General features: G+C 51.9%; 18 protein-coding genes. 12 read left to right on the top strand and 6 right to left on the bottom strand.

All coding sequences use genetic code 11. The features are described 5' to 3' along the window. Positions 1–61: 61 nt before the first annotated feature. From BUF15_RS15090 to BUF15_RS15125, 8 genes are all read left to right on the top strand, one after another. The gene (locus BUF15_RS15090; RefSeq protein WP_073614476.1) at positions 62–1,186 is read left to right on the top strand and encodes an ABC transporter permease; all 1,125 of its coding nucleotides are present in this window, start codon (positions 62–64) and stop codon (positions 1,184–1,186) included. Then, complete coding sequence (locus BUF15_RS15095) at positions 1,183–2,115, top strand: ABC transporter permease (protein ID WP_073614478.1); 933 nt, start codon at positions 1,183–1,185, stop codon at positions 2,113–2,115. The genes BUF15_RS15090 and BUF15_RS15095 overlap by 4 nt, the downstream gene beginning before the upstream one ends. Positions 2,116–2,190: 75 nt before the next feature. After that, positions 2,191–3,171, top strand: a complete 981-nt coding sequence (locus tag BUF15_RS15100; RefSeq protein WP_073614480.1) for a BMP family ABC transporter substrate-binding protein — start codon at positions 2,191–2,193, stop codon at positions 3,169–3,171. 142 nt (positions 3,172–3,313) lie between these two features. Further along, positions 3,314–4,849: an ABC transporter ATP-binding protein gene (locus BUF15_RS15105; RefSeq protein WP_073614482.1), complete on the top strand. Its 1,536-nt coding sequence runs from the start codon at positions 3,314–3,316 to the stop codon at positions 4,847–4,849. Between the two features lie 24 nt (positions 4,850–4,873). Further along, entirely contained in the window at positions 4,874–7,003 is a 2,130-nt protein-coding gene (locus tag BUF15_RS15110; protein WP_073614484.1) for a Tex family protein, read from the top strand. Between the two features lie 264 nt (positions 7,004–7,267). Further along, positions 7,268–7,474 (top strand): hypothetical protein, encoded by a 207-nt coding sequence (locus BUF15_RS15115; protein ID WP_084554027.1) that lies wholly within the window; start codon positions 7,268–7,270, stop codon positions 7,472–7,474. Between the two features lie 300 nt (positions 7,475–7,774). Continuing rightward, entirely contained in the window at positions 7,775–9,694 is a 1,920-nt protein-coding gene (locus BUF15_RS15120) for an ABC transporter substrate-binding protein (protein ID WP_084554029.1), read from the top strand. Then, positions 9,694–12,081, top strand: coding sequence for an ATP-binding protein (locus BUF15_RS15125; RefSeq protein ID WP_073614488.1), 2,388 nt, complete (start codon positions 9,694–9,696; stop codon positions 12,079–12,081). The genes BUF15_RS15120 and BUF15_RS15125 overlap by 1 nt, the downstream gene beginning before the upstream one ends. 4 nt (positions 12,082–12,085) lie before the next feature. Here the strand turns inward: BUF15_RS15125 and BUF15_RS15130 are convergent, their stop codons facing one another. Further along, entirely contained in the window at positions 12,086–12,694 is a 609-nt protein-coding gene (locus tag BUF15_RS15130; RefSeq protein ID WP_073614490.1) for an ATP-binding protein, read from the bottom strand. 167 nt (positions 12,695–12,861) lie between these two features. Between BUF15_RS15130 and rraA the strand changes: the two genes are divergently transcribed. From rraA to BUF15_RS15150, 4 genes are all read left to right on the top strand, one after another. Further along, positions 12,862–13,299: a ribonuclease E activity regulator RraA gene (rraA, locus tag BUF15_RS15135; RefSeq protein WP_143170731.1), complete on the top strand. Its 438-nt coding sequence runs from the start codon at positions 12,862–12,864 to the stop codon at positions 13,297–13,299. Between the two features lie 90 nt (positions 13,300–13,389). Next, entirely contained in the window at positions 13,390–14,409 is a 1,020-nt protein-coding gene (locus BUF15_RS15140) for an NADH:flavin oxidoreductase/NADH oxidase (protein WP_073614492.1), read from the top strand. A gap of 18 nt (positions 14,410–14,427) precedes the next feature. Continuing rightward, positions 14,428–15,495, top strand: a complete 1,068-nt coding sequence (locus BUF15_RS15145; protein WP_073614494.1) for a DUF362 domain-containing protein — start codon at positions 14,428–14,430, stop codon at positions 15,493–15,495. Positions 15,496–15,833: 338 nt separating this feature from the next. Continuing rightward, positions 15,834–17,018, top strand: coding sequence for an ABC transporter substrate-binding protein (locus tag BUF15_RS15150; protein ID WP_073614497.1), 1,185 nt, complete (start codon positions 15,834–15,836; stop codon positions 17,016–17,018). Positions 17,019–17,141: 123 nt separating this feature from the next. On the opposite strand, the gene BUF15_RS15155 is transcribed toward BUF15_RS15150, so the two are convergent. From BUF15_RS15155 to BUF15_RS15175, 5 genes are all read right to left on the bottom strand, one after another. Beyond that, a complete protein-coding gene (locus tag BUF15_RS15155) occupies positions 17,142–18,185 on the bottom strand; it encodes an extracellular solute-binding protein (RefSeq protein ID WP_073614499.1) in 1,044 nt (347 codons plus the stop codon). Further along, positions 18,169–18,951, bottom strand: a complete 783-nt coding sequence (gene potC / locus BUF15_RS15160; protein WP_073614501.1) for a spermidine/putrescine ABC transporter permease PotC — start codon at positions 18,949–18,951, stop codon at positions 18,169–18,171. Before potC ends, BUF15_RS15155 begins: the two co-directional genes overlap by 17 nt. Continuing rightward, on the bottom strand, positions 18,948–19,796 hold the full coding sequence (locus tag BUF15_RS15165; RefSeq protein ID WP_234981186.1) for an ABC transporter permease: 849 nt from the start codon (positions 19,794–19,796) through the stop codon (positions 18,948–18,950). Before BUF15_RS15165 ends, potC begins: the two co-directional genes overlap by 4 nt. Beyond that, positions 19,786–20,886: a spermidine/putrescine ABC transporter ATP-binding protein PotA gene (gene potA / locus BUF15_RS15170; protein ID WP_073614505.1), complete on the bottom strand. Its 1,101-nt coding sequence runs from the start codon at positions 20,884–20,886 to the stop codon at positions 19,786–19,788. The genes BUF15_RS15165 and potA overlap by 11 nt, the downstream gene beginning before the upstream one ends. Before the next feature lie 202 nt (positions 20,887–21,088). After that, entirely contained in the window at positions 21,089–22,513 is a 1,425-nt protein-coding gene (locus tag BUF15_RS15175) for an aminotransferase-like domain-containing protein (RefSeq protein WP_073614507.1), read from the bottom strand. Between the last annotated feature and the right edge of the window lie 146 nt (positions 22,514–22,659).

The raw sequence follows: 22,659 nt of genomic DNA on the forward strand, positions 1-22,659 counted from the left end.
ACAAATACAGTCTCATGATTTCACAACAGAAAATGCATTACGATATTTCCATGGGGTTGCCGTGCAGGAAGTAAAAAGCAAAGTCACCAGTTGGCTCATACCAATTGGTGCTGTTATCGCTGCCCTTGCCCTAGGGGCGATCATGCTGCTGGCACTCGGTGCAGAACCACTGTCTGGTTACGCTACCATGTTCGGCGCCGCTTTCGGTAACCTCAAAGGTTTATCAGCAACCGCCATGAAATCGATTCCACTCTTGCTGGTCGGAGTCGGCATCTGCATTTCGTTTCGTGCCAACGTCATCAATATTGGTGGTGAAGGTCAGATGGTCATGGGAGCCTTGTGGGCCACGATAACCGCCCTGAGTTTTCCCCATCTGGATAGTCTTATGCTTGTCCCGCTGGTACTGCTGATGGGTATTCTCGGCGGTGCGGTATGGGGTGCCATTCCCGGAGCGCTCAAGGCCTATTTCAATGTGAGTGAAATACTCTCCACTATCATGCTGAATATTGTCGCCGTTCAGATTATGAACTATCTGCTACGCGGCGTCCTTATCGATCCTGGAGAAATTGAGCGCGGCACCCGGATACCTCAGACCGCACGGCTTCCGGAAACAAGCGACCTTCCCCTGCTCTTTGAAGGGTTACGGGTTCACCTGGGCTTTGTGATTGCTCTTCTTGCCGCCTTTGCTGTCTGGGTGTTGCTCTGGCGAACCGCACTCGGTTTCAAGCTCCGTTCTGTGGGCTTAAGTCGTGAAGCTGCCCGCTACGCCGGTATCCCGGTCAAGCGCTCGATCATCACCGCTCTCGCCTTGAGCGGTGCCATGGCCGGTCTCGCCGGCGCTATACTCGTTTTCGGCAGCGAGTCTCATCGCATGGTAACCGATGGTTCATCCACCGGTTTTACCGGCAGTGCCGGTTTTAACGGCATTGTGGTCGCCCTTTTCGCCGGTTTGCATCCGCTCTGGTCCATCCCATCATCCCTGTTATTTGGCGGTATGCTGGTTGGTGCCAATGCCTTGCAACGAGCTGCACAGGTACCATCGGCCCTCGTTATCGCCTTAAACGGCTTGATCGTCGTTTTTGTGGTCAGCTCAGAATTTTTCCGACGCAAGCTCCAGCAACACCATTCCGCTCGTCAAGCTATTGAAGAAGACAGCCGACTGACAGAGGAGAACGTTGGGTCATGAACGATTTTTTTTCCACCACTATCCTCATCGCCACCGTTGCCTCCGGTATCCGTCTTGCGACTCCATTTCTTCTCGCCTCGTTAGGAGAAGCCCTTGGACAGCGTAGCGGCGTCCTGAATCTGGGTGTAGATGGGGTCATGCTGATGGGCGCCTTTGTCGCCTATTTCGTTGTTCTTAAAACCGGCAACCCGCTCATTGGCGCTGCTGCCGGAATCCTGCTCGGCATGGTATTTGGGCTTGTTTACGCGTTTATCACCGTCAACCTCCATGCCGAACAGGGTGTGAGCGGCATCGGTATCTACCTGTTCGGACTGGGCATGAGCGATCTGCTTTTCCAGAAGCTGGTCGGTACACCACTACCGATTATGCCATTTCCCGAAATACATATCCCGTTGCTTGCCGATATTCCAATCATCGGGCCCATGCTTTTTACCCACTCGCTTATCGTCTATGTCGCGTTCCTGCTGGTACCGGCCTTTACCCTGTTGCTCAACAGCACCACCTACGGCATGAATATCCGGGCAGTAGGTGAAAACCCGGCCGCAGTCGACAGTCTCGGGGTCAGCGTCACCAAAGTCCGCTATTCCGCTATCATCATCGGCAATGGTCTTGCAGGACTGGCCGGAGCTGCACTGGCCATTGAACTCGGTATTTTTCAGCATAATCTGACGAACTCTATGGGATTCATCGCTATCGCGCTTGTCTATTTCGGGGCCTGGCGCCCGTTTGGGGTTATGGCTGGTTCACTCATCTTCGGTATGGTGGCGGCTATTGTTCTACAAGGCAAGACACTCGGTATAATCCCTCGCAGCGCCTCAGACCTTGCGGCAATGGCGCCTGCTGTGATCACCATTTTCGCTCTTGTACTGGTCGCCAATCGCTTCAAACAGCCTGCTGCCCTCAGCAAACCATATGAACGGGGCAGATAAGCACGTCGTCGCCATGAACACTATTCGTTTGTCGTTGTATCAACCGGTTTATAATCCAATAGAAAGGAGAACAGCATGAATCCAGTACGCACTCTGAAAAAAGCCCTGATCGCCGCGGCAACTGTCGCCCTCTGCCTCAGTTCCGGCAACCTTTTCGCCGCTGGCAAGGTTCTGAAGGTTGCCATTATTGCGCCAAGTGCCAGCAACGATCTGGCCTTCACCCAGTCCATCGTTGAAGGTATCAACGCCATCAAAGCAGAGCGTGAGCTTGATGTTGCCATAACCGACGGCACCTTCGTCGTCGAGGACGCTGCCGCTGCCATCCGGGATTACGCTGCAAAAGGCTATGACCTGGTTATCGCCCACGGTTCCCAATATGGTGGATCGCTCAAAGAGATAGCCAAGGATTTCCCCAAAACCGCATTTGCCTGGGGCACCTCCGCCGACACCTTCGGAATGCCCAACGTCTCCTCCTATGAGGCTCACTCCGAAGAGGGTGGCTACGTCATGGGTATGATGGCTGCAGCCCTTTCGAAATCCGGATCTATCGGAGTTGTCGGACCCATCGAGGTTGGTGATGCCAAGCTGTATGTTGACGGCTTCGTGGCTGGTGCAAAGGCACAAAAAGCGGACATCAAGACCAACGTCAACTACATCGGTTCATTCAGCGATGTGGCCCTTGCCGCTGAAGCCGCCCGCGCTCATCTTGCCGTCGGTTCCGACGTACTGACTGGTACTGCCCAGATGGTAGTCGGCGCTGTCGGTGTCGCAAAAACCAAAAAGGCCGCCTGGTTCGGTACCCAGGCCAACCAGACCGTTCTGGCTCCGGAAATCGTCGTAGCCTGTCAGGTTTATAAATGGGAAGTAATTTTAAAGCAGATCCTGGCGGATATGGATCAGGGCGTTCTTGGTGGCAAGAAATACGCCATCAGCCTGGCCAACAATGGGCTTGTCATAGAATTCAACGACAAGTATGAACTGCCTGCCGACGTCAAGACCATTGGCATGGATGCTATTACCGCTATCAAAGAAGGTAAGATCACCGTTTTGAAATAATCGTTTCACCGTATCACACGCCCCACCTCCTGCCGGTACTGGCAGGAGAACCCCGCCGGGCCGAGACATTCAAGTTCCTCGGCCCGGACTATGCTGCCGGTCACTATGACGATTGGCACCTACGCTGTACAGGAAGATCACAATGGAACAGAAAACAGCCCCCGTTCTTGAAATGCGCAATATCACCAAGCGTTTTCCCGGTGTCATTGCCAATGATAACATCTCACTCACCCTGCATCGAGGTGAGGTTCACTCGTTGCTCGGAGAAAACGGCGCGGGCAAAAGCACCCTCATGAACATCCTCTATGGGCTCCAACAGCCCGATAGCGGAGGAATATGGATGCACGGCAAGCCGGTCAGGCTCCAGTCACCCGCCGATGCCATCAAGCACGGTATCGGCATGATCCATCAGCACTTCATGCTGGTCCCGTCGCTCACGGTAGCCGAGAATGTTGCGCTCGGTTTGCGTTCAAAGCGTCATCCCCTGACCAACCTGAAAACGGTGGCACACCGTATTCAGGAACTGTCGGAAAAATACCGGCTTCAGGTTGATCCAAACGCGTACGTCTGGCAGCTTGCCGTGGGTGAAAGGCAACGGGTCGAGATCATCAAGGCCCTCTACCGCGACGCCTCCATTCTCATTCTCGACGAACCAACTGCCGTACTTACACCGCCTGAGGTCGATGACCTCTTTGTTACCTTCCAGCAGATGGCCGCAAACGGTCGTTCCATGATCTTCATTTCCCATAAGCTTCACGAAGTGCTCCAGTTAAGCGATCGTATCACTGTGCTCCGCCACGGTCGGATTACCGGTGAAACGTTTCCCCAGGAAACCGATCGGCGGCAACTGGCCCAGATGATGGTTGGCCGTGAAGTACAGATGGCCCCCAATAAATCCGAGGTACGGCCGGGATCGGTTATGCTCGATATCGAAGGCCTTTTCGCGCCAGGAGACAGGGGTGGTGACGCGGTCCGCAATCTTCGCCTGCAGGTAAAAAGCGGCGAAATTGTCGGCATTGCCGGCGTCTCCGGCAATGGCCAAAGAGAACTCGCCGAAGCGATCAGCGGGCTCAGAAAACCTCGTGCCGGAAAGGTGCAGATCAACGGCACTGTGCTCCGAACCTCCTGCCCCAAGTCAGCCAGGAAAGCAGGCCTTGCCTATGTACCCGAAGAGCGTATGCGCGACGGGGCCATTGGAGATTTTAATATCAAGGAAAATTTGATTCTTCTTGATCATGGTGATACCAAATTCTGCCGCCCGAGCGGTATGCTCCGTTTTGCAAAAATCAAGGAACACTGCAATCGACTCGTTGACGAGTTCAACGTGAAAACACCCGATCTTGAAACCCCGACCAAGCATCTTTCCGGGGGCAATATCCAGAAACTCATATTAGCTCGTGAACTTTCCGGCAACCCCAAGGTCCTGATCGCCGCCCAGCCTACACGCGGGGTGGATATCGGCGCAGCTGAATATATTCACAAACGACTGGCCGACGAACGAACGCGAGGCACAGCTACGGTGGTGATCTCCGAGGATCTTGACGAGATCATGGCCCTTTCCGATCGTATCGCAGTCATGTACGAGGGGGAAATCATGGGCATCGTCGAACGTGACAATGCCAGTCGTGAAGAGATCGGTCTGATGATGGCCGGGGTGCAGCGCCTTAACGCTGCCTGATACCCACTAACCATGACCACGCCAATGCAATTCGTTCAGACGATCTCCAAAGCTTTACAGCTTGAGGCAAAAGGGGTTGAGGGTGTTGTGTCCCTTATTGAGGAAGGATGCACTATCCCTTTTATCGCCCGGTATCGGAAAGAGGCCACCGGCTCTCTTGATGAGGTACAGATCGCCGCTATCCGCGATGAATATACGAACCAACAGGAGATCGCTAAACGGAGAGAAGCAATTCTCAGCTCACTCCAGAAGACTGAGCAACTGACCCCAGAACTCAAAATCGCCGTAGAACAGGCAACAACCCTGGCTACACTGGAAGACATCTACCTTCCCTACCGCCCAAAACGCCGCACCCGCGCTGCCATCGCCAAAGAGGCCGGGCTGGAACCCCTGGCTGACGCGATGTATAACCGTCCGGCGACCCCATTTTCCCTTCACGATTTTCTTCGCAGTCTCGGTACAGATATCAATGATAACGACGCCCTGGACGGAGCCCGCGACATCATCGCAGAGCAGGTAAGTGAACATCCAAAGAGTCGGGAAGCTTTGCGAGAACTCTTTCGCCGGGAGACGATGATCGGCGCAAGTGTCGTGGAAAAGAAACGTGACGAAGCCCAGAAATACCGCGATTATTTTGACTGGCAGGAATCTGTCAAAAAAGTTGCCGGTCATCGATTGCTGGCTATGTTGCGAGGTGAAAGCGAAAAATATCTTACCCTCTCTTTTCGTCCCGAGCCAGCCAGAGCTCTGGAAATCCTCTACCGATTTCATATCACACGAAAAACGGGTAACGCTGAACAGGTACGTCTCGCCATTGAAGACGGCTACCACCGGCTGTTGGCACCCTCTTTAGAAAACGAGCTGAAAAAGGAACTCAAGGAAGCGGCCGATCGTGAAGCCATTGAGGTGTTCTGCAATAACCTCCGGGAACTGTTATTGGCTCCGCCCTTGGGCCAAAAAAGGGTGATGGCCCTTGACCCCGGCTTTCGCACCGGTGCCAAGCTGGTCTGCCTGGACGCTCAGGGCAACCTTTTGCATTCCACCACCATATACCCCACCCAGTCAGAACAGCAATTGGCTCGAGCTGCGGAAACGGTACAACGACTGGTACGCGAGTACCAGATTGAAGCTATCGGCATCGGCAGCGGCACAGCCGGACGCGAGACGGAAAGCTTTATCCGCGCACTCGGACTCTCGCCGGCCATCCTCATCACCATGGTCAACGAAGACGGTGCCTCAGTCTATTCCGCTTCAGAAACAGCACGCAAAGAGTTTCCTGAACTCGATCTCACAGTCCGTGGCGCCATCTCCATCGGCAGGCGACTTCAGGACCCGCTGGCTGAACTGGTGAAAATCGACCCGAAGGCCATCGGCGTCGGCCAATACCAACACGACGTCAACCAGGCAGCCTTAAAGCGCGGCCTCGACGATGTCGTGGAGTCATGCGTAAACAGTGTTGGTGTTGAATTGAACAGCGCCAGCCTCGAACTCCTCACCTATGTCTCGGGTGTCGGACCTACCCTTGCAGCCAATATCATTGCCTACCGACAGCAGCACGGGCAATTCAAAACCCGTCGTGAACTGCTGAAGGTTGAGAGGCTCGGCCCCAAGGCTTTTGAACAGTGCGCCGGATTTTTGCGAGTTGCGGCCAGTTCCAATCCGCTTGATCACAGCGCAGTACATCCTGAGCGGTATAGTATCGTCACCCGCATGGCCAAAGACCTGGCCGTCTCCGTCGAAGAACTTATGCGGTCAGAGGAACTTCGAAAGAGCATCCGGCTGCAGGACTATGTGGACGGTTCCGCCGGTCTGCCGACCTTAATAGATATCATGGCCGAACTGGCCCGCCCGGGACGCGATCCCCGGCAATCCTTCTCAGTCTTCAGCTTTGCCGAAGGCATCAACACCATAGACGACCTGGTGCCCGGCATGCGCCTTCCCGCCATTATCACCAACGTTACCACCTTCGGGGCTTTCGCCGATATCGGGGTGCACCAAGATGGCCTTATCCATATCAGCCAGCTGGCGGATCGATTTGTGAAAGATCCGGCAGAGGTGGTCAAACCACGCCAGCAGGTGATGGTGCGAGTGCTGGAGGTGGATAAAGCCAGGAAACGGATCGCGCTCTCCTTGAAGAACCTGCCGGAAAAATAATAAACCTTCTTTATTGCAGAATCCTATTTTCAGAAAGCCTGGATCACTGGAAAGGGCGAGTTTTTGTTATCCATAACCAGCCAGCCAATTCAAGCAGGGGACATGAGGATTCCGACAGTCACTTTGCTCCGCGCATTTGCGATTGAATCATAGACCGTAGCCTGACATCAATATCGCGCTCTCTTGACCGCTTCCTTCATTATCTTATAGTGATAGGTTGAGGCAGGTCCTCACCCCCTCATATCACCCATCAGGAGAGAGACTATGGCACCCATGAAATGCCCGGACTGCGGATGTGAAAGTTTTTATGTGAAAGATCCTGACGACCAGTTCAATATCTTCGAGTTCGACCTGAAAGAAGGCACAATCATTCCTCGCAGCGGCGAAGAAGATCAACTCAGTGTTGAGGAAGAGACCGAAACCTACTGTGAGAGATGTGCCTGGCACGATAAATTTAAGGCCCTGAAATAGCTTCCCCTCGCAGCTATACGGTCCAAGACGTAAAAAAAGCATCCAAAGTAATCGACTCGGAAATCAAGGGACAGCGCCGAATAGCATACAAGCTGTCCCTGGTTTCCGCTATCCGGATGTTTTCAACCTGCCCTGTTCCATCATCTGAACTCTCGCCTCCTCGGTGCAGGCAACCCCTCCAATCAGTGTACGGCATTTGCTTCCTTTCCGCCCTGAATATATACTTCAGCTAGAGCACTTGTTATTACAATATATCTGATCGTCGCAGCAGCATAACCCGGTAAAGATTTGGGAGGATTTATGACGCACATGAAATTGAATTTTTCCTTTCTTTCCCGGCTTCTCCTTGGCCTGTTATTCCTTCTGCCAGGAGTGTGTCTGGCTGCACCGTACAAAGTGCTGGTAGTTATGAGTTATGATGAAGAATATGGCTGGGAACAGGAAATCAGGGAAGGTATCGAAGCCACTCTGGGTGTGGTTTCGGAGATCAAATATGTCTACATGGATACCAAAAACCATTTAGACCTTGGCCCGGAAAAAGCGAAAGAAGCCTACAAGGCGTATACAGAGTTCCAACCCGATGGGGTAATCGCCGCCGATGACAATGCCCAGTCGATGTTTGTTGTCCCCTATTTGAAGGACAAAGTGGTAACTCCTGTCATATTCTGCGGTGTCAATGCCGATATCTCACTCTATGGATATCCCGCTTCCAACGTTTCCGGCGTAACCGAACGGCTCCATATCGGTGAATCGCTGGCCTTTGCCCAACAGCTCATCCCCACCATCAAGAAAGTGGCTTATATGCAGAAGGAGAGTCCCGCCGGTCAAGCCTCTCTGCAACAGTTTCTGAAAGAATCGGCAAACTATCCGGTCGAATCTGCGAGATTTCACCTTCCCAAAACCCTCATGGAGGCAAAAGAAATCATGGCACAGCTCAGAAACACGGTTGATGCCCTATTCTTTGAAACACTCGAAGGAATACCTGACGAAAAAGGATTTCCCTTAAACGACAGGACAGTGATACCCATTTTGGCGAAGATCTTCGGCAAACCAATCATTTCAAACAATCTCTATCATGTTGAGGACGGCACCCTCTGCGCTGTCATCAAGAGTGGACAGGAGCAGGGGGAAGAGGCCTCAAACAAGCTGTTGCAAGCCATGCGTGGCACACCAATGTCGGATATCCCGGTAACGGGAACCAAGAAAGGGCAGCCTGTACTCAATGTCACGGTGATGGAAGAGTTGGGAGTGAAACCAAAGCCCTTTGTTCTCAAAGGTGTGAAATTGATCCGGACCACGCCGAAATTCAAAGTCCTTGTGATAATGAGTTACGAAGAAGACTTTCCCTGGGATCTTGAGGTTAAGGAAGGCATTGAAGCGGGTCTTGGCGGATCCAGTGATATCACATATTTTTACATGAACACCAAAACAGATCTGGCTGGTGGTCAGGATAAGGCGCAGGAAGCGTATCAACTCTACCTACAATATCAACCGGATGGCGTGATCGCCTCGGATGATAATGCCCAGTCAATGTTTGTGGTACCCTATTTAAAAGAAAAGGTTAACACACCGGTCATCTTCTGCGGCGTCAACGCCGAACCAGAGAAGTATGGCTATCCCGCTAAAAATGTATCCGGTATCCTGGAGCGGGGACATATCAAAGAGTCCATTGCGATGCTGCAGGAACTTCTTCCTGCTGTCAAAACAATCGGTTTCATGGCCAAAGAAAGTCCAACCGGCCGGGCTGTCCTTGAGCAAGCCCAAAAGGAGGCCGAGAACTATTCTGCCCATCCGGTCGCCTATCTGTATCCTAAAACCGTACAGGAGGCTGTGGATATGGCAGCAGGGCTGCGAGAAAAAGCCGATGTGCTTTTTGTCGCCACCATGGAGGGATTGACAGGAGCAGATGGCACCCCACGCCCTGAAAAGGAGATTATTCCTCTTGTGGCAAAGACGTTTGGCAAACCGCTTATTTCCGACAACATCTATGATATGAAATACGGCATGTTCTCCGCAATAGCGGTCTCCGGTCAGGAGCAAGGGTTGAAAGCTGCAAAATACCTCAAGAAAGCCATTCAGGGAACACCCGTGACATCACTCCCGGTCACCCGTAATGATCAAGGTCGAAGAATGATCAATGTGTCGGTGATGAAGGAGCTGGGAATCCAGCCAAAGCCCAGCGCCCTGATCGGAGTTGAGCTGTTCAAGACGGAGGAATAATGTCTCGTATTTTTACCCTCCGGCCAAGTATAACCACCAAACTTTTTGTGCTCTGCCTTTTTGTCATCCTGGCCTTCAGTGCTATTATCTGGACGATGATCTCGGCATTTCGAACAGTTGATTCACTGAGCAATACCATTATCGAACGTGATGTGAGCAGAATCATTCAAAACGGTCAGCTGGTTCGAGATCTGACCCGTATCCTCACCGAAACCAACCTGGTGGTAAGTTCATTCTATGGCCAGGATGTCGTTCTGGTAACCAAGGAAAAGGAACTTGCTACCATGACCCTCACCATTCTCGGCAGAGATATGGATGAGGAACAAGGTAAGGTTCTGCTGAAGTTTCGCTCTTCACTCTCTTCGCTTCTTGAACAATGCAAAAAAATTAATTCGCTGAAGCGAAGCATTCTTAATGTAGACAAAAATTTACATACTACCCTTAACGCTCTGGAGGAAAGTGTTGCAGGGAAAATCGTTAATCTCGTTCTTGCCGGTGAGGATTCCATGGCACTCGAACAGCTCGGTGCCCTCATCCCTTCGTATCGCGACGTGGTTCTGCAGATCGCCCTGCGCTTCACCAGTCTCGATCCAGTACAGGATGGAAACCAGGATGTATTCCCCATCACAGAGTTACTTGATACCCTCCATCTGCGGTTCAGAACCCTTCTCGCCTCAGAAGCAGATGTCGCAACCTATGGCAAAAAACTACTCGTTGAAACAGTTGCCTATCGAAAGCTCGTCATCGTCTTTGCCGCAGAAGTGGTGACTCTGCACACACGCCTCTCAGAGCTGAAAGGTATCCAGGAACAGACTCTGGCCGTCATGCAAAGCGTCGATGAACAAAGCGCCAATGGCGCCCAGACCATCCAGACAGCCATCCGGCAGAGTATCAGCAGTTCTGTCAACTCAATGGTGCTGCTTGCAGCACTTGTTGCCATTGTCATCCTCACCATCATCTATACGTTTCTCCTTTTGCATATCCGCAGGCCGATGGCAGCAATTCTTCAAGGTATTGCTTCGGTCAGTGAAGGAAATCTGCAGACTGTGATCAGTATGGGTCGAAAAGACGAGTGGGATGTCATCGAAAGGGCATTGAATCGGATGACCCTGGAGCTGGGCGAATCATATGAACGACTGCAGAACAATAACGTCGAACTTACCCGGGCCCACAATGAGATGGAAAAACATATGTGGGCACTTGAGTCAGAAATGAGCCAGAGAAAAATGGCGGAAGCGGAAAATGCCAAGCTCCAGCAGCAACTGCAGCACGCCCAGAAAATGGAGGCCATCGGCACCCTTGCTGGTGGTGTTGCCCATGATTTCAACAATCTGCTGCAGGGCATTCAGGGCTATACCGAATTACTGCTTTTGAAATCCGGCAAGGATGAATCCCGGGAACTGCATCAGGTGCTTCGGGCCGCACAACGGGGCGGCGAGTTGACCCGACAGTTGCTCACCTTCAGCCGCAAGATGGAGAGCAAGCTCTGTCCGGTGAACATTAACCAGATTATCGGCGACATGCGCGTTCTGCTGGAACGAACCATTCCCAAGATGATCCAGGTTCAGTTGCATCTCAATGCCAACCTGCGCCAGGTGAATGGCGATGGTGCACAACTCGAGCAGGTACTGATGAATCTTGCTGTCAACGCCAGAGATGCCATGCCGGATGGCGGCGTGCTGACCATCAGCACCGAAGAGATAGCGTTTCCAGACCATGAAGGAAAAATTCTTCCTGAGATGGTACCTGGCCCCTATGTTGTCTTACGCGTTGCCGACACCGGTGTCGGCATGGATCAGGAGACACGGGAGCGCATCTTCAATCCATTTTTCACCACCAAGGAAGTCGGCCGTGGTACAGGCCTCGGTCTCGCCATGGTATATGGCATCGTGAAAAATCATCAGGGTCATATTGTTTGTGATAGTGAACCCGGCAAAGGCACCGCCTTCATCATTTATCTTCCTGCTATCGACCTGTTGCCGGATCAGGCCAAGATTGATCCGGCAACGGATTTGCCAGGCGGCGTGGAAACGCTTCTGTTGGTTGATGATGAACCGTATATCAGGGAGCTTGGGCAAAAGATTCTGACACAATTTGGCTATACTGTAATCTGTGCCGAAAGTGGTGAGATGGCGCTTCGCATTGCCGAAGAACAGCGAGAACAGATACAGCTGGTCATTCTTGACATTATTATGCCGGGCATGGGTGGCGAACAATGCATGAAATGGCTTTTGGCGGATTTCCCCTCGCTCAAGGTTATTATTGCCAGTGGTTACTCAGACATAGCAACACAGGAAAACGTTCTTCGAGATGGACTGACATTTATCAATAAGCCGTATAACGTTGGAGAAATGCTACGAATCGTGCGTAAGGTGTTGGATACATAGTCCGCTATTTCCTTTTTCTCAAACGCGCGGTCTCCTTTCTCGTCTCTTGTAGAATCATATTCAGGTATTTTCGTACCTCATCGGCAGAATCAAACTTGATGTCCTCAACAAGAAGCACTCGCGGAGGCCTCAACCAGTGTGACTGCTTGTCCCGTGTTTCAGAGCTCGAATCTGCTGTACTCAAAAAGACGGCAAGCGGAAATGTCGGCGTAAAACGACAAACAGTCCCCTTATCTTTCTGGCTGTTGACGTGAATAGTTCCGCCCATCAGCTGCACAATCCGTTCAGCAATGGTCAACCCGAGACCAGTTCCGCCAAATTTTCTGTTCATCGAGGAGTCGACCTGACGAAAGAGCTGGAAAATATGCTGTATTTCCTCGGGTTCGATGCCTATCCCGGTATCTGAAATGGTAAAGGTGACACTGGCACTCACCGCATCGGAATGGGCTAGTTCCACCAGCAAATGCACCCCACCCTTTTCTGTAAATTTGCAGCCATTGGCCAGAAGGTTATTCAGCACCTGGGTCAGTTTTGCCTTGTCGCCAGCCACACAGGGCGGCAAGTTGGAGTCAATTGAACTCTCAGAGGAAATGTTTTTTTGCCTCCGCCCCATCTGACCATGCCTTGACGTAATGATGAAAAAAAGCGAAAGTTACTACCTGCACCCCACTTCACTGCCAATGGCCTCCTTGAGGCTGAAAAGATTGTACAGAGGCAGTTACAATTGATACGCACGAGGTGATTATGAAGACCGCTGATCTGTATGACGAATAAGAAGAACTGCTCCAGGTCTGTCAACCGCTGTTTCGCCATTATGGCGGGCACCGGACCTTCCACGGTCCGATCGCCACGTTGAAATGTTTTGAAGATAACTCCCTGGTAAGCGATCAGCTTGGACAGCCAGGTCAGGGACGCATCCTGGTGGTTGATGGTGGTGGATCGCTCCGCTGCGCAATGCTGGGTGATATCCTGGCCCAGAAGGCGGTTGACAATGGCTGGGCCGGTATACTGATGTTTGGGTGCATCCGAGACGCAGAAGAGATTGGCAAAATGGAGCTGGGAGTTCTTGCTCTTGCAACTATTCCCCGAAAAAGCGTCAAGAAGGGACGAGGCGACAGCGGGGAGCCGGTGACATTTGCCGGTGTCACCTTCAGGCCAGGCGAGTGGCTATATGCCGATCCGGATGGTGCTGTTGTCTTACCTCAAAAGGCTCGATGAAATGTGCGATCTGAGAATAACTGATCTCTCTTTTCGCCAACCCTTTTCGCATTGCCCTGCTGACATATCTCTGTTTGCCAAAAGGTCATCATGAAAAAGACACTCTTGTTTTCGCCATATACGTTAAAAAGTGTAACATTCAAAAACCGCGTGGCGATGGCTCCCATGTGCCAGTACTCTGCTGCGACTGACGGTTTGCCGAACGACTGGCACCGCATTCACTATGTTTCAAGAGCTATCGGCCAGGTAGGCATGATCCTTACCGAGGCAACAGCTGTCGAGCCTCGGGGACGAATTTCCGACCGGGATCTTGGACTGTGGAATGACGATGCCATCGCTCCGTTTGCCGGATTGCTAGAACAGATAAAAAGCCATGGTTGCAGAGTCGGTATTCAGATAGCCCATGCCGGCCGGAAATCGACTGTCACTCATGAGTCTATTGTGGCACCAAGCGCCATCGCCTTTGATGATCAATACCAGGTGCCGCGAGAACTCTCCCCAGAAGAAATTTCTGATATTGTCCATTCATTTGGCGATGCTGTTCGTCGAGCAGTTGTTGCAGGTGCTGATTTTATCGAGATTCATGGCGCCCATGGCTATTTGATCAATCAGTTTTTGTCGCCGCTCACCAATAGACGTACAGATACGTACGGGAAAAACCGGTCACGATTTCTCAGGGAAGTTCTCGAAGAAACAGCAAACCATATCCCGCCTGGAATGCCTGTGTTCCTCCGCATTTCCGCTGAAGATTACAAAGATGGCGGCAATCACCCGGAAGATTTATGCCGGCTGCTCGAACCGGTCAAGCATTTGATCGACCTTGTTCACGTCAGCTCAGGTGGTGTGGCGGCAGACGCCTTGGTAAAAACGGCCCCCGGTTATCAAGTACCATTTGCCGAGACCATCAGGAACCAGCTGCAACTCCCTGTCATGGCGGTGGGAATGTTGGAATCGCCCTCCCTGGCCGAGGAAACCCTCAAAAAAGGCCAGGCCGATTTCATCGCGCTGGGTCGTGAATTGCTGCGGAATCCCTATTGGCCGCTTCACGCTGCCAGAAACCTGGGAGATGACATCGAGTGGCCTACCCCCTATCAGCGAGCGAAAATTTAACAGCGCAAAGGAGAAAATATGCACCGTGTCATGATACATCCGGCAACCTATGAAAACTGCCGCGTCGCAGTTGACCACGCATTTGAACTTTTCCCCCAGGAAATTGCTGGCAAGAAAGTGGTTATCAAGCCAAATGTGCTCCGCGGTTCCAGGCCAGATGAGCATATTGTCACCAACCCGGCACTATTACAGGCAGTGATTGAAAAAGTTGAAGAGATGCAACCGCGTCAGCTCATTGTTGGCGACAACCCCGGTCTGTTCAATTATGGGGACAATGAGAACTGTTTCGAGCAGACCGGCCTGATGGCAGCTGCGAAAGGGTATTACAGAAACCTTGGAGACACCACACGTTACCTTGATTTTCATCCTGATTTCATGCCGAAAATCGGCGTTTCAGAAGAAATAATGGCTGCTGACATCCTCATCAGCCTGCCCAAATTTAAAACCCATGGGCTCACCGTGATGACCGGTGCCATCAAAAACAGCTATGGTATCCTTCCCGGCGGACAGAAGGCGAGGTTACACCAGATTGCGGGAACAGCGAGACGTTTTCATGAACTGATAGTGGAAGTATTCCGCCTACGGGTTCCGGATATGTTTATTATGGACGGTGTAATTGGTATGGAGGGCAATGGCCCGGCATCGCCAGAATTACGGGAAATTGGTCTGATACTGGCCGCCGATAATGCGGTTGCCATGGATGCGGTGGTTGCCAGAATGATGGGCGTTGACCCTGCCCGTTTACATTTTCTGCAAAAAGCCAGGGACACCGGCCTTGGTGATTTCGCTTCCGATATGATCGCAATTGAAGGCGAGATGCGGGTTCTCCCCGATTTCAAGCTTCCCCCTCTTGGCGGTGAAGCCATTACCGACAACCCGAACGCTCAGCAATTACTGCATGCCAAGGGCCACGTTACCCCCAAAGCCGACCCTGAACTCTGCACGACATGCGGCGCCTGCATCGAGCATTGCCCGGTTTCCGCACTCTCAATGCAGCAAACACTTCCTGTGGTTGAGGAAGAAACCTGCATAGCCTGTTTCTGCTGCCAGGAGATCTGTCCGGAAAAGGCAATGCGCTTAAGTTAATCTGAGCCAACTTGTGAGCGCATCCGGAAATTGGATGCGCTCTCTTTTTTTACGAAAACGTATCCAACAAAACGCTGTCGATGACAGCACTCCACCAAAGGGGTCCGATCAATAGACCCATATCCCGCCATTAAGAAAAAACTCCTTGTATTCCCCATGATGGTGTGCTAACCATTCTTTCTCAAAGCATATTATCGACTATTGCGGTCAACAATGCAGGATATTTTTTGCCATTACATGTACTGATCTGCACGCAACATCCAACAGATCCAAATCATGGCGGCGGGAGATACTGCAGGTATAATACCATTTATTTTCTCCATATTATGAGGTAACCGATGAGAAAACGTCTCATTTCGCCAGCACAGGCAGGATTGGTACTTTTATTGACATTCATGTTTTCTAGCATTGGCCAGGCAGAAAATACCATCAAGATCGGACTGAATCTGGCATTCACCGGAGGCCGTGAATCTTCCGGCCTTGCCACCAGAGCCGGTGCCGAAATGGCAAAAGATACGATCAATAATGCCGGCGGGGTTACCATAGGAGGGAAAAAATACGTTATTGAGTATATTTACGCCGACAACAAGTCAAATGTGCAACAAGCTGTTGATAATGTAATAAAGCTCATTACCGTCGAAAAGGTTGTTGCGATCATCGGTCCCAATGACAGCTCCAGGGCCATTCCGGCAGGAGGCATTAGCCAATCTTTCAAAACACCAATGCTGTCGCCGATGTCGACAAACCCAACAACTACGCTTGACAGACCATATGTCTTTCGTGCCTGCTTCCTGGACCCTTTTCAGGGGCAGGCCATGGCAAACTTTGCAACCACAGAATTTGACGCAAAAAAAGCCGCTGTCTTCTTTGATATAGCTGATGCCTATCCTCGAGGGCTTGCTGATTTTTTCAAAACAGCCTTCCTGGCGAAACACGGTGAGGGATCAATCGTCGCCTACGAAGATTTTCATTCCAATGAAACGGACTATAGTGCACACATGAAACGTATTATGGCAAGCGGCGCAGATGTACTCTTTGTTCCGCAGTATGACAACCAGATCCCTGAGATTGTCAAACAGGCTGCAGCTGCGGGCTGGAACAAGCCGATTCTTGGTGGCGACGCCTGGGAGACAAGCACCCTCATGGAACAGTGCGGCGATCAGTGCAAAGGGTATTTCTTCACTTCACACTTTGCCGCTGTCGGCGCAAAAGGCAAGAGCCTGGAGTTTGTCGAGGCGTTCAAGGCCAAGACAGGCAAAAATCCGACTGCAGACGGGGCGCTGGGTTATGACGCTGCCAGCCTGCTGATAACCGCGATAGCGAATGTTGGCAGTATCAGTGACAACCTGCTGACGGCAAGGACTACGATAAAAGACAGTCTCGCCTCAGTAAAAGGCTTTCAGGGAGTCACAGGTACCCTTGACATGACCGCAGGTGGTGATCCGATTAAGAGCGGCGTGGTCATCCGCATCAATGATCAGGGAGCGTTTGAGTCGTACAAGATCGAAAACCCAGAAATTTAGCGAAAATGTTATAGGGATGGGTCCCGTTTGATACGTTGGAAGCGGCTGAACATGACAATGCTCAACCGCTTCCCAAATGCGACATCTGCCTTCCCCGTGCTTACAGAGAAAGCTTTTCTTCGTTTAATTCCCCGCCCGAAGTTTCTCCCAATACTGCTGGTAAATGGCAAGGGCCTCACCAACATCGGTCTGGAATTCGCCGGCAGCAATCTGCTCTTTATCCGGAAAAACCGTTTTATTGGTTCTTACCGCTTCGTCCAACAGCGGCAGCGCAGTCAGGACCGGGGTTGCATAACCGTTTTCCTCAACACAGGTCTTGGCAACATCGGCTTTCATCATGAAGTTGATGAAGGCATGGGCATTTTTAATGTTTCTTGCACTTTTCGGGATCACGTAGCTGTCAACCCAGAGGTTGGCACCTTCTTTGGGATAGACGTAACGAATGGCCGGGTTTTCCTGTTCGGCCATATAGGCTTCACCGTTCCAGATCATACCGAGGCTCACCTCCCCTGCCAGATACGGCAGGCGCGGCGAATCGCTGTTAAAGAGCAGGACATTGGGCATTAATTCTTTCAAGAGGAGATAGGCATCCTCGATCTCTTTGGGGTCAGTGGAGTTGCTGCTGTACCCCTTGATCTTGAGGGCCATATGAAACACCTCGCGAACATCATCCTGCAAAAGCAGCTTGCCCTTGTACTCCGGTTTCCAGAGATCCTGCCAGCCGGTAATAGACGCCACCGGAATCATTTCACTGTTGACCCCGATACCAGTTGAGCCCCACATATACGGAATGGAATAGACGTTGCCTTTGTCATAGTTTTTATCCAGAAGATTCGGGTCGAGATCCTTCATATTCGGAAGCTGTGCACGATCAAGCGGCTGCAACATCCCCTCTTTCCCCATACGACTGACGAAATAGGTGGACGGGAATACCACATCATATCCATCCTTCTGGATCAGCTTCAGCTTGGCGTACATGGTCTCGTTGCTGTCATAGGTGGAGTAGACCACCTCGATCCCGGTCTCCTTGGTGAACTGCTGCAGCACACTTTCGGGAAGATACTCGGTCCAGTTATAGACGTAGACCTTCTCGGCAGCGAATGCGGGTAGAGCTGTACATGCGACCGCCAGCAATCCGCTCGTGATGATGTTACTGATTTTTCCCATTTTTCTCCCTCTCCTTTAAAAACAATTGACTGATAATGACCAGCACCAGCGACAACACAACCATCAGCGTCGCCAGCGCATTCACCTCCGGTTTGACCCCGACTTTCACCATGGAAAAGATCTTGAGCGGCAGCACATCATAAGCGGGGCCGGTAACAAACGAACTGACGATAACATCGTCAAGTGACAGGGTAAATGATAAGAGCCAGCTGGAGAGTAATGCCGGCTGCAGAAGCGGCAGCACTACCCTCCCCAGCAACTGTCCTTCCGACGCTCCGAGATCACGGGCAGCATCAAGCAGAAATGGATCAAACCCCTGCAGACGCGCGGAAACAGTCATCATGGTAAAGGGCAGGCAGAAGGTGATATGCGCCAGCAGCAGCGACCAGAAGCCGAGTGAGACACCGATCGCCACAAAAAGCACCAAGAGCGAGATGGCCAGGATGATATCAGGAGCCATCATGAGCGTCATCAGTGTCCCCTGCAGAATGCGCCTGCCGGCAAAGCGATAGCGGGAAAAACCTATTGCCGCAAAACAGCCGATAGCGGTAGCGATGGTGGCGGCGCAGACAGCGATAACCAGTGAATGACGGGTCGCCTCCATCAGACCGGGGTTGGCCAACATCCCGGAAAACCATTTCAGGGTGAAACCATCCCATTTGAGACCATAACGGTTCAAATTAAAGGCGTTGACGATCAGGATGCCGATCGGCACATAGAGATAGAGAAAGATGCCGGTGAAAAAGAAGAAGCGCAGAGTTCTCATGAGCGCTGCCCCCTTGAAGCCAGCCGTCGCATCACCAGCGCGTAACCGGCAAGCATCACGGTCATCAGGAGAATCAGAATCACACTTGTGGCCGAACCGAGCGGCCAGTTACGGGCATTGAGAAACTGCTGCTGAATAAGGTTGCCGATCAATAACTGCCGTGCTCCCCCGAGAAGTGCGGCGACATAAAAAAGCCCCATGGTGGGTACAAAGACCATGATACAGCCGGCAAAGATACCGGGTATGGAGAGCGGGACAATGACTTTTCTGAAGATCGCCATGAGTCCCGCTCCCAGATCACGCGCCGCTTCCACCAGTCGGTAATCGAGTTTCTCGAGGTTGGCATAAAGGGGCAGGATCATGAATGGCAGCATCAGATAGAACAGCCCCAGAATAACAGCAGTATCGGTATAGAGAAGCTTCAGCGGCGCCTCGATCACCCCCGCTGCGAGCAGCATTTTATTAAGCAAACCGTTAGTACCAAGCACCATCCGAATAGCGTAGGTTCGCACCAGGGAATTGGTCCAGAAAGGGATCATCAGCAATATCAATATTACCAGTCGCTGTTTTCTGGCACGGCGAACGGTAAACCAGGCAAAAGGATATCCAACGGCCAGGCAGCAGATGGTGGTAATGGCAGCAAGTTTCACCGAACGGAGCAGTACCTCGAGATAACCGGGATCAAGAAAGAGCTGCCGATACGACGTGAGGGCGAAAGGAAGACGAAAAAAACCGGTTGCATCCTGAGTAAGAAAGCTGGCGGCCAGAAGCATCAGGATCGGCACGACACCAAAGAGCAGCAGCCAACCGGAAACAAGCGAGATGACTGCCGTCTTAGTGCGCATAATCTTCATCCGGTAAAACAACCTCCCATCCCCGCACCCAGGACACCTTCACCCGCTCGCCGACCCGATAGTCAAAATCGGGGTCATCCTCGTCAAAGAACTCACAGGCCCGCACCACGGGACCGTCATCGAGATGAATGGTGGTATCAAGGGTCGAGCCGCGATAACTCCGCTCCATGATCGCACCGTGAAAAATGGGCATCTCCTCCTGAGTATTTTCGGTGAGGCGAAGATCTTCCGGTCGCAGCAACAGCAGGACCTGCTGGCCAGTCTGCAGCTTTTTTTTGGTTCTGGCCTGCACGCTTTTGCCGAAAACGTCTACTTGCAGCTCGTTTTCACCGATACATTCCGTGACCTTTCCGGGGAACAGGTTGATATCACCAATAAACCTCGCCACATAAAGATTTGCCGGATCTTCATACACCTCCCGCGGTGTACCGATCTGGGCAATTCTTCCGTCCTGCATGACGATGACCCTATCCGACATGGAAAGTGCCTCTTCCTGGTCATGGGTCACCAGGATAAAGGCGATGCCCAGCTCTCGCTGCAATCGTTTCAACTCCATCTGCATTTCGCGACGCAGCCGGGCATCAAGAGCCGAAAGCGGTTCGTCGAGCAACAGAACTCTCGGGGTGTTGACAATAGCCCGGGCAATAGCCACCCGCTGCTGCTGCCCGCCTGAAAGCTCGCCCGGATAACGGTCGGCAAACTCCCGCATCTTCACTTGAACCAGCACCTGCCTTACTCGCTCGGCAAGAACCTTTCCCTTCATTTTTTTTAGGCGAAGGCCGAAGGCCACATTGTCAAAGACCGTCATGTGCGGGAAAAGAGCATAGCTCTGGAAGACAGTGTTGACCTGGCGTTTTTCCGGCGGCAGCTGGGAGATATCGGTACCGTCGAGAAAGACAGCACCGTCGTCAGGTGTTTCAAAACCGGCTACCAGACGCAACAAGGTGGTCTTGCCGCAGCCGGATGGCCCCAGCAGGGTGACAAACTCCCCATGCGAGATATCAAGACTGAAATCGGCCAGCACCGTCTGCCCAGAAAATGCTTTTTTCAGCCCACGTAATGAGAGAACAGATTTGACCACGACAGCTCCACATGCAATAACTTGATATTACTATTTAAAAGTGAATATAATTCGGAAGAATTTTGTAATGTATCCTGCGAGCACTGTTGCGTCAATTGTTATTGTTTTTCAACCTGCCCCATACAGTGGAATAGTCCAGGAAATTTAAAAACCTTGAAACCATAGGACACCCACCAAGGCAGCCATTTCTCGAGCTTCAGTATCAGGTTTTCAGCATTTCGTGGACCATCCGCCCCAGTGTTTTCACTCCCTCTTCAATCCGCTCTGTCCAGGGGTAGCCATAATTGAGACGAATGCAATGATTGTAGCGGTTGGTGACCGAGCAAAGATTACCGGGAACCAGGGCAATATCGTGCTGACGCGCCATCTCAAACAGTACCAGACTGTCGACCCGGCGATCCAGCTCCACCCAGAGACAGATACCACCTTGGGGAGATGAGACTCTGGTGCCTTTGGGGAAATAGCGGGCCACTCCCTGCAACATGGAAGCAGCCTGCTTTTTGAGTGATCCTCGCATCTTACGAAGATGCCGTTCATAGCCTTTGGAAGCGAGAAAACTGGCCGCAACAGACTGGTTCAGCTGGGAGCCGGCCACGTTGGAGTTGAATTTGATCCTCTTTACCTTCTCCCGAAAACGACCGGGGATGGTCCATCCCACCCTGAGGTCAGGAGCAAGCGATTTGGTAAACGATGAACAGTAAAGGACCAATCCTTCATTATCAAAGCTTTTGAGGGGGCGTGGCCTGGTCTCGGTAAAATAGAGATCACCGTAGATGTCATCCTCAATAATCGGGATATTTCGCCCTGTGATGATTTCAACGAGCCGTCTTTTGGCGAGGTCGGTCATCACATAGCCAAGGGGATTATGAAAACTGGTATTGACCAACGCCGCCCGCACGTCATGCTGCTGCAGTATATCCTCGAGCTGGGCCAGATCGAAGCCGGTATCGGCATCAACAGGAATCTCAAGGGCCCTCATGTTCAAATCTTCAATCAGCTGCAGGTAACAGAGGAACGTTGGCGACTCGATCAGAATCACATCGCCCTCCCGGGCAACGGAGCGCAAACAGAGATCGATGGCATCCATACAGCCATTGGTGATAATAATCTCTTCGCCTTTCTCCCGGCGAAAATAACCAACCGAGCGCTTTGCCAGCTCACTCTGCAGACCGGGATGGCCGGTCGGGTGGCCATAACCGATCATCCGACCGTTCATGTAGCCGCTCGCGACGTTGCGCACCTCGCGTCCGAGTTGTTTCAAGGGTAGCAGTTCTGGTGCAGCCACAGCTGTACCCAACGGCAGCATTGCCGGATTGTTGATATACTGCTGCAGCATGGTGGAATGGGTATTGATGGTCACCTGATGCGGCCGGATCACTCCGGTCTCCCGGAGCGGTCGCGGCAGAACACGGTCCAAAAGCGGCTTGACATAAAAGCCGGATTTCTCCCGTACCTCAACCACCCCACGGTCTTCCAGTTCGTTATAGGCCTGATAAATGGTGGAAATAGATTTGCCAGTCTGGGCCCGGAGGCTGCGAAGAGACGGCAGTTTTTCTCCAACCCGAAAATTTCCGCCACGAATCTTTCTCTCAAGATCGTTAGCAAGACGTAAATACTGATACTCCACGAAAGCCCCCTTTTTTCACGGTTGGCAAAAAACATCGGAACCATAAGGCAATCTGCTATCACAGATCCCACGCCAGCACCCCATATGTTATCGGCTCTGCATAACTCCCATCACCACCTCCAGATAACCCGCCCTTGACTCATGGC

Source organism: Desulfopila aestuarii DSM 18488 (genome assembly GCF_900143695.1).
Classification (GTDB): Bacteria; Desulfobacterota; Desulfobulbia; order Desulfobulbales; family Desulfocapsaceae; genus Desulfopila; species Desulfopila aestuarii.